General features: G+C 61.4%; 16 protein-coding genes. 3 read left to right on the top strand and 13 right to left on the bottom strand.

Features of this window, described 5'->3' with window-relative positions; translation table 11 throughout:
* Nucleotides 1–80 precede the first annotated feature (80 nt).
* The 3 genes from FQ192_RS19485 to FQ192_RS19475 all read left to right on the top strand — a co-directional run bounded on the left by FQ192_RS19485 (nucleotide 81) and on the right by FQ192_RS19475 (nucleotide 1,199).
* Nucleotides 81–416, top strand: a complete 336-nt coding sequence (locus tag FQ192_RS19485) for a hypothetical protein (protein WP_149660016.1) — start codon at nucleotides 81–83, stop codon at nucleotides 414–416.
* 53 nt (nucleotides 417–469) lie between these two features.
* On the top strand, nucleotides 470–724 hold the full coding sequence (locus FQ192_RS19480) for a hypothetical protein (protein ID WP_133838363.1): 255 nt from the start codon (nucleotides 470–472) through the stop codon (nucleotides 722–724).
* Nucleotides 725–818: 94 nt separating this feature from the next.
* Nucleotides 819–1,199 carry a Rho termination factor N-terminal domain-containing protein gene (locus FQ192_RS19475; RefSeq protein WP_149660015.1) on the top strand — a complete coding sequence of 127 codons (381 nt, stop codon included), beginning with the start codon at nucleotides 819–821 and terminating at the stop codon, nucleotides 1,197–1,199.
* Nucleotides 1,200–1,314: 115 nt separating this feature from the next.
* Here FQ192_RS19475 and FQ192_RS19470 read toward each other — a convergent pair whose 3' ends face one another.
* From FQ192_RS19470 to FQ192_RS19410, 13 genes are all read right to left on the bottom strand, one after another.
* Complete coding sequence (locus tag FQ192_RS19470) at nucleotides 1,315–2,286, bottom strand: DUF3829 domain-containing protein (protein ID WP_149660014.1); 972 nt, start codon at nucleotides 2,284–2,286, stop codon at nucleotides 1,315–1,317.
* A 301-nt stretch (nucleotides 2,287–2,587) separates the two neighbouring features.
* Entirely contained in the window at nucleotides 2,588–3,517 is a 930-nt protein-coding gene (locus tag FQ192_RS19465; RefSeq protein WP_149660013.1) for a PfkB family carbohydrate kinase, read from the bottom strand.
* A complete protein-coding gene (locus FQ192_RS19460; RefSeq protein ID WP_149660012.1) occupies nucleotides 3,510–4,976 on the bottom strand; it encodes a cytosine permease in 1,467 nt (488 codons plus the stop codon). Before FQ192_RS19460 ends, FQ192_RS19465 begins: the two co-directional genes overlap by 8 nt.
* Before the next feature lie 283 nt (nucleotides 4,977–5,259).
* Nucleotides 5,260–6,258, bottom strand: coding sequence for an ADP-ribosylglycohydrolase family protein (locus FQ192_RS19455; protein WP_149660011.1), 999 nt, complete (start codon nucleotides 6,256–6,258; stop codon nucleotides 5,260–5,262).
* Complete coding sequence (locus FQ192_RS19450) at nucleotides 6,255–6,968, bottom strand: GntR family transcriptional regulator (RefSeq protein ID WP_149660010.1); 714 nt, start codon at nucleotides 6,966–6,968, stop codon at nucleotides 6,255–6,257. The genes FQ192_RS19455 and FQ192_RS19450 overlap by 4 nt, the downstream gene beginning before the upstream one ends.
* Nucleotides 6,969–7,193: 225 nt before the next feature.
* Nucleotides 7,194–8,162, bottom strand: a complete 969-nt coding sequence (gene araH, locus FQ192_RS19445) for an L-arabinose ABC transporter permease AraH (protein WP_149660009.1) — start codon at nucleotides 8,160–8,162, stop codon at nucleotides 7,194–7,196.
* Between the two features lie 12 nt (nucleotides 8,163–8,174).
* Nucleotides 8,175–9,716 (bottom strand): L-arabinose ABC transporter ATP-binding protein AraG, encoded by a 1,542-nt coding sequence (araG, locus tag FQ192_RS19440; protein ID WP_149660008.1) that lies wholly within the window; start codon nucleotides 9,714–9,716, stop codon nucleotides 8,175–8,177.
* 64 nt (nucleotides 9,717–9,780) lie between these two features.
* Nucleotides 9,781–10,785, bottom strand: a complete 1,005-nt coding sequence (locus tag FQ192_RS19435; protein ID WP_149660007.1) for a substrate-binding domain-containing protein — start codon at nucleotides 10,783–10,785, stop codon at nucleotides 9,781–9,783.
* A 130-nt stretch (nucleotides 10,786–10,915) separates the two neighbouring features.
* The gene (locus tag FQ192_RS19430) at nucleotides 10,916–11,734 is read right to left on the bottom strand and encodes an SDR family oxidoreductase (protein ID WP_149660006.1); all 819 of its coding nucleotides are present in this window, start codon (nucleotides 11,732–11,734) and stop codon (nucleotides 10,916–10,918) included.
* A gap of 198 nt (nucleotides 11,735–11,932) precedes the next feature.
* Complete coding sequence (locus FQ192_RS19425; RefSeq protein WP_149660005.1) at nucleotides 11,933–12,808, bottom strand: SMP-30/gluconolactonase/LRE family protein; 876 nt, start codon at nucleotides 12,806–12,808, stop codon at nucleotides 11,933–11,935.
* A 131-nt stretch (nucleotides 12,809–12,939) separates the two neighbouring features.
* Nucleotides 12,940–13,656 (bottom strand): FadR/GntR family transcriptional regulator, encoded by a 717-nt coding sequence (locus tag FQ192_RS19420; protein WP_149660004.1) that lies wholly within the window; start codon nucleotides 13,654–13,656, stop codon nucleotides 12,940–12,942.
* Between the two features lie 209 nt (nucleotides 13,657–13,865).
* Nucleotides 13,866–14,426: a DUF1285 domain-containing protein gene (locus FQ192_RS19415; RefSeq protein WP_149660003.1), complete on the bottom strand. Its 561-nt coding sequence runs from the start codon at nucleotides 14,424–14,426 to the stop codon at nucleotides 13,866–13,868.
* A 16-nt stretch (nucleotides 14,427–14,442) separates the two neighbouring features.
* Complete coding sequence (locus FQ192_RS19410; protein WP_149660002.1) at nucleotides 14,443–15,048, bottom strand: DUF4823 domain-containing protein; 606 nt, start codon at nucleotides 15,046–15,048, stop codon at nucleotides 14,443–14,445.
* Nucleotides 15,049–15,109 lie beyond the last annotated feature (61 nt).

Raw genomic sequence — 15,109 nt, 5'->3', positions numbered from 1 at the left:
GTTCGTCGTGCCTCAGGCACCAACCCAACCGAGGGCGGACCAACATCAGGTAAGGACTCTAATAATCTGGAGACGACACCATGATCATGTCCCGGCTGACCGCTCTCGCTCTCGCTGCCCTGCTGTCCTCTACGGCCTTCGCCGCCACCACCGGCACCGGCACCGGCCCGACCGACCCGGTGGAAAAACCCAAAGCCCCCGCCATCCAGAGTGCCCCTGGCATGAACACCGATGGCTCGGGAATCGACAGCAGTCTGCCGCCGTCCACCGGAACCGATCCGCGCCTCAAGGGCAACGACACCGGTCGCCAGGGCGGAACGGGCATACCGGACGCCCAGACACCCGATAACGCCGGCTCCGGCATGGGCTCGAAAACCACCACCGGTGGCTCAGGCTCCGAAGGCGCCGGTCAATAGTTCGCCGACGCGAGCGACGCAACACCCTATCCACATCCATGAAAGAGGTAACCATGAACGTCGATAAAAACCTGGAAAAAGAAGTCCTGACCCGCCTGTTGCACGCCCACCCAACGGGGTTGGGCAAGGAGGTCCTGGACAATTACCGGGGGGAGAAAGTCGTGGCCAGCACCCTCGCCACTTTGCAGGATCGCGGATTGATCCAGCATGGCCATGTGAGTTGCAACGAGGCGGGCGAGCACTCGCTGAACCTGCCGATCAAGCTCAGTGCCGCCGGGGTTGAGGCGGCGCGCAAGCTGGACGTTTAAGCGCAGCAAGATCAAAGGATCGCAGCCTTCGGCAGTTCCTGCGGGACTGTGAACCGCTGCGATCTTTACAACCCTTGAAGCCAGGAGAAATCCCATGCCTCGTGGAAGCAAAGACAAATACACCGCCGAGCAAAAGCGCAAGGCCGAACACATCGAAGACAGTTACGAACACAAGGGTGTTTCGAAGGACGAAGCTGAAGCCCGGGCCTGGGCGACGGTGAACAAGCAGTCGGGTGGCGGCGAACGGGCCGGCGGCGCCGGGCGCAAGAAACCGGCCAGCGCCAAGTCCGAGGACCGCAAGGAATCCTCGCGCCGAGCGGTCGCCAGCCGTGAAGGCCATTCGCGCAACAGCAAGGCTTCGCGCGATACCCAGACCGTCGACAGTTTGATGAAAGAAGCCCGGGAGAAGAAGATTCCGGGGCGGTCGGGGATGCGCAAGCAGGCGTTGATTGAGGCGTTGCGCAAGGCCGGTTGACCGTCGGGATTTGTGTTGGTTTTTAGGGCCTCTTCGCGGGCAAGCCTCGCTCCTACAGGGGACTGTGTGGTCCCTTGTAGGAGCGAGGCTTGCCCGCGAAGACGTCAGGTCAGACTCAGCACATCGGATGATTAAACCGATTAATCACATTCGAATATTTGCTGTTATAGCGATTCGCCGAATTAGTGATGTTCGAACTGCTCATCCGCGCCATCACACCGGTTTCTTCACGCTTGAACACGCCGTCCTTGATGTCTTTGACCAGCGAGCGGGACTGACCCAGGAAATCGTTGATCTCCAGCATGCCGCCATTGCAGCTCTTGCCGGACTTGGTCGATTGCTCGGTGACTTTCTTGTCCCAACCCGCCGCGGCATCTGCCACTTGTGCCAGGGACTTCTCGAAAGCGTCGAGTGCGGCTGCGTCATTCGGCGCGGCAAACAACACGTTGGCGTCGGCATTGTTCAGCTTGCCGTAGTAAATCAGCCCGGCGCGGTAGTAAGCGGCGGTGTCCTTGGGCGCCTGGTCGAACGCTTCCTTGGTCAACGCCTGATCACGATCACTCAGGCCTTTGTAGAACGCCTGTTCTTTCTGCGCGACCAGGGTCAGTGCCGCCAGGTAATCCTTGCTCAATTGGCGCGCCTTGGCGCCATTGTCGGCCAGGTAACCTTTGGAGTTGGCGTAGTTGTTCAGCTCGTGGCTCAACGGTGACAAGGTCTTCAACGCGGCGGAAAAGTCCTTGGCGGCGGCATCGATTTCCACGATCGGGGCGTCGATGGCGGCGGCGGTGTCCAGTTGCTTGGCCGAGCGATCAACCAGAATGTCGTTTTCGATGCGCATCGAAGTGGGCGCTTCTTTGCCCTTCAACAGCGGCATCTGTTGGTTCAGGTAGTTGTCCTGGGCTTCCTGGAAAGACGTGGTCAGGCTGTTGGCCACATCGACATACAGGTTGTACTTTTCGATTTGCTGCTGTTCAGCGGCGCTTTGCTTTGGCTGCGCGGCGGCCGTCGCGTCAGGCTTGTCGCCACAACCGGCCAGCAGTGCCGAGGTCGCGACCGCTGTCGCGGCAATCATCATCCGGAAATTCATGTGTTCTCTTCCATAAAGAAACGCGGCGGGCCATGCATGGCTTGCCGGGGGGTGTGCAGTAGGAGGTAGGGCATACGAGAGACTCTGTCCTTGAGTGTACGAAACTGGCCTGACAGGCTGTCAGACGCTTCCCCTTCCTGGGGGCGCGCATTGTGCGAATTTTCAGACGGGATAGCAAATGGGTGCTGGAAGACCTGTGGCGAGGGAGCTTGCTCCCGCTGGGGCGCGAAGCGGCCCTCTCTTCACCTAAAAAAGGGGCCTGCTGCGCAGTCCAGCGGGAGCAAGCTCCCTCGCCACAGGATCAGCCGCCGAACGTCTCACAGATAAACGCATCCACCTGCGCAGTCCCCGGCGAAGTCGCCGGCCCCCACCGCGTCACGGCCAATGCTGCCGCCGCATTCGCCCTTCGTGCCGCCTCCACCGCCGACAACCCCTGCGCCAACCCGGCCACAAACACCCCGGCGTGAGCATCCCCGGCGCCGTTGCTGTCGACCGCGTCAACCTTGAACCCCGGCACATGCTGGCAGTCACCGCGCTGGCGAATCCAGCAGCCTTGCGGGCCATCGCGCACCACCATCAACACATCCGCCGGCAGATGCTCGACCAACCGATCCAACGCCTCGCCAATGTCCGACGCCCCGGTAAACCGCAACGCCTCGACACTGTTGCTGGTCCACACATCGATGCGTGGCAGCAACGCATTCATCAGCGGCTCATCCGGCGATTCGACCAACGGACCCGGATCGAAAATCACGTTGATGCCTTTCGGCAATCCCAACACCCAATCCACCAGCGCCTGCGCTTTGCCCACGTGCAGCAAGCTATAACCGCTGACGTAGACATAGTCCCCCGCCTCGGCCGGCACGCTCGCCAGGTCTTCGGTGGACACTTCACCTTCAGCGCCAATGTAGGAAATGAAACTGCGCTCAGCCGAGGCATCGGTTACCGCCACGCACAACCCGGTGTCGCGTTCGGCTTTGTCGGCGATGCCGATCCGAATGCCTTCAACCTTCATCGCCTCCCGCGCCAGGTCGCCGAAACGCCCGGTGCCATGGCGGCCGAGGTAAACCACCGGCAGACCATTACGCTGGGCGGCGGCCATCACGTTGAAGCCGCCACCGGCTTCGAAACTGGCGGATTGCGCCAGCACGTCGCCGCCGGCCTGGGGCAGTTTATCCACGGCCATGACCAGGTCGATGATGACCTGACCGGTGTGTAACAACTTAGGCATGAGCGTTCTCAGTCAGTGCAGCGCGACGATCCTTGGCCCCGCCGAGTACGAAATAAATCCCGCCAGCCACCAGGAAGGTCACGATCCAGCCGAGGCCGTTATGGCCCAGGTACGAGTCGGAAAGGAAGCCACGGAACCAGATGTTTTCCGCTGTGGTGCCAATGGTGGTGAAGCTGAAACCCAGCACGATGGCAATCGCCCACGCCCCGAAGGCACGCCACTCGATGCCGCCGCGATACCAATAGGCGCTGCTTGGGCTGACGTCCAGCAGGTCTTTGGGGCTGTAGTAATGACGGTGGATCAGGTCAACGACGAAGATCCCGACCCACGCAGTGATCGGCACCGCCAGCAGGGAAATGAAGGTGATGAACGGGCCGTAGAAGCTGTCGGCGATCAGCATGAAGTAGATCGAACCGGCGAAGATCGCCACGATGTCGACCACCACCGCGTAGACGCGCGGGACCTTGAGGCCGAGGGTCAACGTGGTCAAACCGGCGGAGTACACCGACAGGTTGTTCGACAGCAGCAAGCCGCCGAACGCGGTGATCAGGTACGGCACGGCCATCCAGGTCGGCAGCATGTCGCGGATCGCGATGATCGGGTCGGTGGCTTGGGCCAGGTCGTTGTTGCCCACCGACAGCAAGCCGCCGAGGGTGATCAGCAGCACCAGCGGGATCCCCGCACCGAATGCGGCCGAGGCCACCAAGCGCACGGCCTTGACGCTTTTATGCTGGTAACGCGACATGTCCGCGCCCGCATTGGCCCAGCCGATGCCGGTGCCGGCGGCCATGGTGCCGACGCCGATGATCATCGCGCTGAGCGGTGCTGGCGTGGCGTTGAACACCGCACTCCAGTCGATGGTCGCGCAGAGGAAACCGCCCACCAGAATGTTCAGCGCGCCAAACACGTAGGTCGCCCACTTCTGGATCACCAGCAGCGTGGCGTGACCGAGGCCCGACACGGACAAGGTCAGCAGGACGAAAATCGCGATGAAAATCAGCGTGAGGACCGGTGCGCTTTTGGCTTCCACCGGCGAACCGAACAGGATCGAGCACAGCGACAGCAGCACGAAGGCGGCGGTGGTGGTATTGACCGTTTCCCAGCCCAGGCGCGACATCAGCGACACCACGGTCGGGCCGATATTGCCGCGCACGCCGAAGATCGCGCGGGACAGGGTCAGACTCGGTGCGCGCCCGCGACGGCCGGCGATGGAGATGATCCCGACCACGGCGAAGGAGCCGGCGGCGCCGAGGATCGCGACGATGATCGCCTGCCAGATCGCCAGGCCACGAAACGCCACCAGTGTGGCGCCCAACGGCAAGCCGAGGATGGAGATGTTGGCGGCGAACCAGACCCAGAACAGTTGCAGCGGATGACCGTTGCATTCGCTTTCCGGGACCGGCTCGATGCCACGGGTTTCCAGTTGCCCGGCGCTTGGCCCGGCGTTCGATGAACTCATGATGGATGCTCCTGTTGCCATTGTTTTGGTTGTGGGCAGTTTCGGAAGTCGACATAACATCCCGGCAGTCCTGGCCAGATTTGTGCGTTCCGTTGCGGGTGAAAATCTGATTGAAGCAAGTGCCCCAGCGACTCGGTCACTGTGGCGAGGGGGCTTGCCCCCGTTCGGCTGCGAAGCAGTCGTGAATCCAGACAACTCGGTAGGCTGACAGAGGGTGGGGGGCTGCTTCGCAGCTCTACGGGGGCAAGCCCCCTCGCCACAAAAGCCTCGACTCACCTGAGGATCAACGCAAGGCTAAAAGCCCCTGCACCAACGGTCCCAGCTCCAGGCCATTCACGGCTTTGATCTTATCGATCATCGCCGCCGGCCAGCTCTCCATGCCCAGGCAAGCGCCAAGCATGGCGCCGAGAATCGCCGCGATGGTGTCGGTGTCGCCACCGAGGCTCGCGGCCATGCACACGGCTTCGAAGGCATTCAATTCACCAATCGCCACTTGCTGGGCCAGGGCGAACGAGACCACCACCGATTCCTGCGACGCCACCGAAGTTCCGATCACGTCGTACAGCAAGTCCGCCAGCAAGACCTTGTCGCTGTCGATGCTGATGGTCCGCGCCCAACTGATCCGCGAGGCGATGCGTCCGCCCGCGACCCAGTGACCATGACTTTCCGCTTGCTGGGCGATGTGCATGCCCAGGTTCAGCGCTTCGCCCAGGTCCATGCCATTGATGCCGGCCGAGACCACCGCCGCCACCGCCGCCGCGCTGGAGATGCCCAACGTGGTGTTGTGGGTAACCTGGCAGGCCTGCACCACGGCACGGATGAAACGCTCTGGATCAGCAACATCCGCCGCGATCCCGACCGGGGTGATGCGCATCGCCGCGCCGTTGGTGGTGCCGTAGCGCCCCGACTCTTCCGGCGAATGGCCGGCGAGGATCATCTCGATGGCACGTTTGGTCGAAGGGCCGAGCAAGTCCTGCGAGCCCTTGGCCTGCATCTCGGCTTCCCATTCGATCAACCGTTGGGCCAATACCGACGGCTCGATCCGGCCTTCGCCTTCGATCAGCAATTGGCCGACCAGGATCGCCTGTTCGGTGTCATCGGTGATCGAGCCTTTGGGCATGTTGGCGGCGATCGGTTGGTCAGGGCCGGCGTCTTGCAGGTCGGTGATGTCGCCGAAGCGCGCCTTGATCTGGGTACGGCTCAGGGATTGGGTCGGCATGCCCAGGGCATCGCCCAGGGCCAAACCATAGAACGCGCCCAAGGCACGATTGAGCGCGGTCACTTTGACTCTCCAAATTGCAGGTGCAGACGGAAATGCACCGGGTCGAGCAAGCTTTCGACCTGCTCCATGAAGCGGCCCTGACGGTCGTACGTGGTGCGTAGGGCCTTGAGGAATACGGTGCCGGTCGGACGACCGAGCAGTTCGGCGTCTTCGGCGTTCAGCGGTTCGGCGCCGATCCATTGATCGCCGCGTTCGCCGATGTAGCCGTAGGCGGCCAGGGTGATGGTCAGCGAGTCATCGATCAGGCCCACTCGCGGCAGACTTTCCAAAGTGCCAGTGGCGGGAATCAATGAACGTTCAAGGGACACCAACGTGCCGTCATTGGCGCGGCGGCGACGGTCGAGGGTGATGAATTTGTCGGTGCCGAAACGCGGCATCAGGTCAGGACGACTGATCGGCTCCAAGCGCAGCACTTCGGTGTTGATCAGCGCCCCGCTGTCCGCCAGAGCCTGGGCCCAGCCGCTGCGCTGGTCGAGCACCACGCCGTCGAAGGTGACGATGGAGCCGACGCCACTTTGCGTCGCGATGTAGTTGCGCCTCTTCAGTTCGGCCAGGGCTTCACGCAGCGTGCCGCGGCTGACCTTGAATTCTTCAGCCAACTGATGCTCGCCCGGCAACAGAAAGCCGTCCTCCATGAGGCCGCTTTCAATGCGCCGGATGAGTTCGTCGACCACCCGTTGTTTCTTGTCAAATCGAACCTGTCTAATCATGTACAAAGAGATAACCGAAACAGGGTCGGGCGGGCAAGGGATATTTTTCGGGAGGTGACGGGAGGTGGCTAAGGCGATGCGCGGAATGGGCGGTGTCAGGTACAAAGCCTTCGCGGGCAAGCCTCGCTCCTACAGGTTAAATGTCAGTCGCAAAATTTGCGCACGACACACAACCCGTAGGAGCGAGGCTTGCCCGCGAAGGCGTCAGTCAGATCAACAAAAATCTCAGCGTTGTTTCAGACGGTCAATCACGACGGCCAACAACAGAATCGAACCCCGAATCACATACTGATAAAACGTATCGATGTTCTTCAGGTTCATCGCATTCTCGATGATCGCCAGAATCAACACCCCGGCAATCACATGCCGGATCATGCCAATCCCGCCGCTCAGCGACACCCCGCCCAACACACACGCGGAGATCACCGTCAGCTCAAACCCCTGGCCAATCATCGGCTGGCCCGAGGTCATGCGCGACGCGAGGATCACCCCGGCCAACGCGCCGATCAAACCGTGCACGGCGAAGATGATGATCTTGGTCCGATCAACGTTTACGCCAGCCAGCAGCGCCGCTTCCTGGTTGCCGCCGATGGCCATGGTGTTGCGCCCATAGGTGGTGTAGTTCAGCAACCAGCCGAAAAACAGGAAGCAGACGATGGTGATCAGGATCGGCACCGGCACGCCGAACAACTGGCCGTTGCCGAAGACGAAGAACTGTTCCTGGGACACGCCCACCGCTTTGCCATTGGCAAAAATGTAGGCCAGGCCCCGCACGATTTGCATGGTCGCCAGCGTCGTGATCAAAGCATTGACCCGCAGCTTGGCGATCACAATCCCGTTGATCAACCCGACGATCAGCCCCATGAACAGCGCCGCCGCCACGCCGAGAAACACGCTGTCGGTGTCCCGCATCACCACCGCCGCGACCACGCCGGCGCAAGCAATCACCGAACCCACCGACAAGTCGAAATGCCCGGACGCCAGGCAATACAACATGGTGCACGCGGCAATCCCGGTGGTGGAAATCGCCAAGCCCAGCCCGCGCATGTTCAGCGGCGAGAGGAAGTTGTCGATCAGCAAGGTGCAGGCGACGAAGATGGCGATGGCCGCCAGCAGCATCACCCAGTCATCGAGGAAACGCCGCAGATCCAGAGGTTTGCGCGGGGTGGGCAGAGCGTTGTTTTGGATGGTCATCATAGTTACCTCTCAGTTCGCCACGTCGTCAGCGCGTTGGCGCGGCAAAGCCAGTTGCAGCAGGTTGGATTCATTCGCTTCGTCGCGGGACAGTTCGCCGCGCATCGCGCCTTCGCACAGCACCAGGATGCGGTCGGAAATGCCCATGACTTCCATCAGGTCGCTGGACACCACAATTACCGCGATACCGCTGGCGGCGAGGTTATGGATGATCTGGTAGATCTCGGCCTTGGCGCCGATGTCGATGCCACGGGTCGGTTCGTCGAGCAGCAGGACTTTCATCGGCATCGACAGCCAGCGACCAAGAATTGCCTTCTGCTGATTGCCGCCGGACAGGTACATGATTTTCTGCGAGGCGCTCGGCGTCTTCACTTTCAGCGCCGCGATCTGCTTCTCGGCGTTGCCCTTTTCCCACAGGCCGCGCAACAGGCAACCAAAGGTGGAATGGGCGCCGCGCGCACTGATGTTGATGTTCTCGGCGACGCTGGAGAGCGGCATGATGCCCTCCTTCTTGCGGTCTTCGGGGCAGAGCAAAACGCCGGCGGCGATGGCATCGCGAGGGGAACGCAGTTTCAGCTCATGGCCACGCAATTCCAGGCGACCCGCCGTGTTGCGCGTCAAGCCGCTGAGCATGCGAAACAGTTCCGTGCGCCCTGCCCCGACCAGACCGAACAGCCCGAGAATCTCGCCCTTGTGCACCTCGAAACTCACCGGCTCGCGCAGGCCCGGCCCGAGCAAACCGTCGACTTTCAGCGCCACCGCACCGCGCTGGCGCGGACGGTAATCGTAGATGTCCTGGATGTCGCGGCCGACCATGCACGTCACCAACTGGTCGTGGGTCAATTCGCTCATGTTCTCGAAGGTGCGCACGAAGCGGCCGTCCTTGAACACCGTCACCGCGTTGCAGATGCGGAACACTTCTTCCATGCGATGGGAGACGTAGAGCACCACTTTGCCTTCATCCCGCAGGCGACCGATGATCGCCATCAAGCGGTCGATCTCCCGCGCGGAAAGGCTGCTGGTGGGTTCATCAAAAGCGATCACATGCGCGCCACGGGACAAGGCCTTGGCGATTTCCACCAATTGCCGTTGGCCGAGGGACAGGCGCCCGACTTTCTCTTGCGGGTCGATTTCATCGGCCAGGCCCTTGAGGCAAGCCAAGGCTTGCTGGCGCAACGCACCGCGATTGATCAGTCCGAAACTGGCCGGCAGATGGCCGAGGAACAGGTTTTCCGCGACGGTCATTTCCGGGACCAGGTGCAGTTCCTGGTGAATCACCGCGACGCGGCTGGCGATGCTGTCGGCGGTGGACTTGAAGGCCATCGTCTGCTCGCCGATCTGCAGGTCGCCGCTGCTCGGGATATACGCGCCGCCGAGGATTTTCAGCAGCGTCGATTTGCCGGCGCCGTTCTCACCCATCAAGGCATGCACCTGCCCCGGATGCGCGACGAAGCTGATGCCGTCCAGCGCCTTCACCCCGGGAAAGGTCTTGCCGATCCCGTTGAAGCGCAAGCTGCCGCCGCTGTGTTCTTGTGTTTGTGTTTGCGCTTGCATAACCACCTCATCACACAGATCAGGCCGCCCCGTCGCCAGGGCCGCCGATGAAATCAACCGGCCTTCAGTTCCACAGGCCGATCTTTTCCAGTTCCTGCTTGAAGTTCTCGCGAGTGATCAGCGTCACGTCGTCCATGGCGGTGTATTTCGGCGGCTCTTTGCCGGTGGTGACCCACTCGTACATCATCGCCGCCGTGTTGTAGCCCTCGATGTGCGGGCTTGGCAGCATCGAGCCGAAGAAACCGCTGTTGGGCTTTTTCAGTTCGCCGATGGCGTCGGTGCCGTTGATGCCGATCCCGATCACGTTGGCGGCGGCAAACCCGGCGCTTTCGGTGGCGCGCACGCCGCCCAGCACCGTGTTGTCGTTCATGCCGCCGATGATCAGGTTTTTCGCGCCGCCGGGCAGTTTCACCAGCGCCGAGTTGGTGGCGTCCATGCTGCCCGGGACGTCGAGGGTCTTCTGCGCGGTGAAGAGGATATGGTCCTTCGGCAGGCCAGCATCTTCCAGGGATTTGACCGAACCGTCGGTGCGTTTCTTGCCGGTGTCGAGTTCGTTGAAGGTGTTGATCACGGCGTAGGTTTCTTTCCAGTCCCAACCGCGCTTCTTCGCTTCGGTGGCCATGGCGCTGCCCTGTTTCTGGCCGACTTCAAACGCGGCCATGCCGAGGTACGGCACGTCTTCCATGAACTTGCCGTTGGCATCGACGAAACGGTCGTCGACTGCCATCACTTTCAAGTCGTTGAGCTTGGCTTTGGCCACGATGGCCGGGCCGAGACCGACGTCTGGCGGGCAGATCACAAAACCCTTGGCGCCGTTGGCCGCCAGGCTGTCGATGGCCGAGAGGGTTTTCTCGCCGTCAGGCACGGCAATCTTGATCAGGGTGAAGCCTTTGTCCTTGGCGGCTTTTTCCGCGAAGGCCCATTCGGTCTGGAACCAGGGCTCTTCGGCCTGCTTGACCAGAAAGCCGATTTTCACTTGCTCGGCCGCCAGCAGCGAACTGCTCAGGCTGACCGCCGTGACCGCCAAAGCGGCACAGCACAGGGAACGGATCCCGGGACGACGATTCATAAGCTGACTCCTTGTTATTTTTTTTGAGCGTTATTTGAAAGCCGGTACAGCGGTCAAAACGTGTAGCGAATAGTCATATCGTATGATGATTGGATTTCGCACGGAGTTCCGCGCCTGAAACCCTCTGCGCTCAGTCGTGGTACATGACCGAGCGACCACCATCGATGGTGATGCACGAGGCGTTAATGAACGGTGCTTCATCGCTGGCCAGGAAAACGGCCGTCATCGCCACTTCCATCGGCTGCCCGATGCGCCGTGGCGGATGCAAGTCAAAGGCGCGCTGACGTTCGGCCTGGGGGTCGGCAAAGCCGTTCCAGTAATCGACGTTCAGCTGGGTTTCGATGTAGCCCGGCGCGATGGCGTTGACCCGGATGCCCTTCGCCGCGTATTCGATGCCGAGGGCGCGAGTCAGGCCGAGCAAACCGTGCTTGGCCACCGGGTACGGGAAGCAGCCGGGAATGATGTGGCTGGAATGGGTCGAGGCAATGTTGATGATGCTGCCGATGCCCTGCTCGATCATCTGCGGCAACACCGCTTTGCAGCCAAACCACGCGCCGTCGAGGTCGATGGCGAAGCAGCGGCGCCAGTCTTCTTCGGTCATTTCCAGTGGGTCGCGGAACACATTGACCCCGGCGCAGTTGACCAGCACGTCGATGCGGCCGTGGTGTTCGACGGCCAATTTAGCCATGGCATGCAGGTCTTGCTGAGCGGAAACGTCAGCCTTGATCGCCTGGACGTCGAAGCCTTGGTCCCGCCAGTGCGCCGCGACGTTCTCGACTTTCTCGCCCTGGATGTCACTGATGATCAGCTTCGCTTGCTGGGACGCGAAGGTCGCGACAATCGCCTCGCCAATGCCCTGGGCCGCGCCGGTCAGCAACACGACCTTGTTTTTCAGTCGTTCGCCCTTCGGCGGCTCGGGCACCGGCGGCAAGGTGAGAGGTTCAGCCATGAAGCCGGACTCCCTTTTCCAGGCACGACAAAAACCGGGCATCCGTCGATGTCCGGTCGAAAAACTGTTTGGAAAATCGCTGCATCACTTCACCTGTTTTGTTTTTTTAAGTGTGAGTGCGTGTAACTGATGGAGCTGACTATAAACCCGACCGCCAAATAATCTCAATATATAATTTTACATCCCATATTTTGGGATTTAGCCAGCAAACCTCGTACAGATTTTTCCGGGCACATCGACCCGAATCGATAGCACCGCACCGTCTAATGGATGATTGAGCGGGCTCGCAGCGCTGGTGATGTACAAGGTTTGCAGGTCTTCGCCGCCGAATACGCAACTGGTGGGACGGCTGACGGGCAGCTCGATCACCCGGTCAACCTGGCCTTCGGGACTCAAGCGGAGCAGGCAGTTGCCGTCCCATCGGGCGTTCCACAGATAGCCTTGTGCATCCATCGCCGAACCATCCGGGCCACCCCGCTCATGGGGACCGAACCAGACCCGGGCCGGATCGAGGCCGCCATCGGTGCGGATGAAATGTTGATAGAGCGTGCCGTCGAGGCTGTCGGCGAAGTACAGCCGAGTCGAGTCATCGCTCCACAGCAAGGTGTTGGGAATGCCCAGGCCCCGGAGCAGCGGCGTGACCCGGGCATCGCGGTCGATACGGAACAGGCCGCCGGAGCGACGCTCGATGGGCAGGTCTTCGCCGTTCTCGCCGATGTTGTTTTGCATGGTGCCGAGCCAGAGCTGGCCTTGGGCATCGCAGCGGGCTTCGTTGGGGCGATTGCCCGGTTGCGGGTCGGCGACGCAGAGCAGGGTCAGGCGCGGTTCCAGGCCCGGCGAGTCCAGGTCCAGGCGATAGACACCGCTGCTCAGGGTCACCAGCGCATCACCGCTCTCGCAGGGGATGAATGCAGAGACATGCTCGGGCATCTCCCAGATCTGCACGTTGGCGCCGATCAGCCGTAGCGCTTGCTTGCCGGCGATGTCGACCCAGTACAGCGCCTGGGTGGGGGCGTCCCAGAAGGGGCCTTCACCGAGTCGGGCGCGGTGTTGGGTAACGGCAGTCCACGTCATGAAACCTCCTTTCTTCTGTTCTTCTAGGTAGGAGCGAGGCTTGCCCGCGAAGGCGATGGGTCTGTGACATCAGTGTTGAAAGTGATGACGCCTTCGCGGGCAAGCCTCGCTCCTACAGGGGATTGGTGTTGTCAGCTGGCTTTTTTGTCGGCCATGACTTGTGGGTAGAAACGTTTGATGGCCAGGTCCGCGTTGTCGATCAGGGTCATGCAGGCCCACACACCCCGCGCGGCATCCCGGGCGGCGATGGCGTCGGCCATGTCTTTGTGGATCGGCAATGTGCGGCGCAGTTCATCCGGATCGGCGGCGGACACTTCGAACGACACCGCCAGCAACGCGCCGAGGGCCGGGACCATTTGTTCGATGAATTGATTGTGGCTGGCGGCGAGGATGCACTCGTGGAAGAACTGGTCGGCGCGGTTGTAATCGATGCCGCTGTCCACTGCGCGCTCCAGCGCGTTGTAGGCCTGGAGGATCGCTTGCACCTGTTCGACGGTGGCGCGCTCACAGGCCCAGCGCACGGCCATGGGTTCGATGGTGCGGCGCAGGTCGAGCAAGTCGTCGACGAAGTTTTCCGGCAGGCCGCTGCGGGACAACCAGCCGACGACTTGCGGATCAAACAGGTTCCAGCGCTTGATCGGCAACACCCGCGTCCCGACCTTCGGCCCGACTTCGAGCAAGCCCTTGGCGACCAGGGTCTTGATGGCTTCGCGAATCACCGTGCGACTGACCCCGAGCTGCTGGCCGAGGTCGGCTTCCACCTTGATGGTTTCGCCGGGCTTGACCTGGCCGGCGGCAATCCAGCCACCTAGCCAATCGACCGTCGACGCATGAAAACTGCTGGACATGAAAACCTCGAAGCAGGGACGGCAAAAAACCGTTCGCGATGGAGGCCCACGCTAATCATCATACGATTGGGTGTCAATTTGAATTTTGTGAGAAACACACAAAAACAATGTGGGAGCGGGCTTGCTCGCGAAAGCGGTGTGTCAGGTTATTTATAGGCTGACTGACACGACGCCTTCGCGAGCAAGCCCGCTCCCACATTTGGATTTGCTTAGGGCTCAAGCCCGATCGGGAAGAACTCACCACCACTCCACACGCCCAACCAGCGCTGGCCGTCGATTTCGCGGCTCACCGCCAGCTCGACCAATTGGTAGAACACGTTGCGATGGATCAGCGCTTCAAGGTTGGTCCGCACGTGCACGTAGGGCGCCGGTTCCTGGGTCACGGGATCAATCACCACGCGCATCGGGTGTTCGGCGCCTGCCTCGGCCGTCTCATCGACATTGGTGGTGAAGCGCAACACCTGAGCTTCGCCCTCGTCTTCGACGTCCACGGCAATCGCCACGAACGGAGCGTCGTCGACTTTGATGCCGACTTTCTCGACCGGGGTAATCAGGAAGTAGTCATCGCCGTCGCGGCGGATGATGGTCGAGAACAGCTTGACCATCGGCTTGCGCCCGATCGGCGTGCCCAGGTAATACCAGGTGCCGTCCCGGGCGATGCGCATGTCGATGTCGCCGCAGAAGTCGGGGTTCCACAGGTGGACCGGTGGCAAGCCTTTGGTCTTCGGGATTTGCCCCAGCAGGTCGTTGGCTTTTTGCGGGCCACTCATGGCGTTCTCCTTGGAATTACTGTTCGCCGAGCCCCAGCAGGCTACGCGCGTATTGCTCCAGCGGCGGGCCCAGCAGGTCTTCTGGCTTGGTGTCGTGGAACGTCAGTAAACCGCCACGACTCTTGATCCGTGCAGTATCGATCAAATACTGGGTGCTGGTCTCGATCAACATGATCTGAATCACGCCGCTGTCGATGCCGAGGCGATCCACGGCTTCCTGGTCGAGCCATTCGTCCGAGTTGCCGATGCGGTCATCAGCCTTGGCAAACCGCGTGTACAGCAGGTAATGCGCACCGGCGGCCCGGGCTTCGCCCATGGCGGCATCGAGCCCTTCCGGCGCACGGGCGCGGCGGACCATCGGGAAGTATTCGATAAAGCCGTCGAAGGCGGTTTCAGCCACCACGTTCGGGCGCGGATAAGCGCTGCCCGGCGGCGCGAAAGCACCTTGGGCGATGTAGATGAAGGAGTCCGGCTGAATGCGGAAGTTGTTCACGCGCTGACTATTGCTGTGATCCAGCAGCCCCGCGTCGCTCATGTGGTAGCGAACACCTTCGCCCATGTCGCTGACATTCATGCAGCCACCAAGCGCCATAACGGCCAGCAGCAAAACCAGGCTACGCATCCTACCCTCCAGAAGCCGGTGACGGAAAACCGGCGAATGGGCGTTGGATGCAGCTTCCGCG

The organism is Pseudomonas sp. ANT_J12, assembly GCF_008370045.1.
Lineage (GTDB): Bacteria > Pseudomonadota > Gammaproteobacteria > Pseudomonadales > Pseudomonadaceae > Aquipseudomonas.
This window is presented reverse-complemented; position numbering and strand designations above follow the sequence as displayed.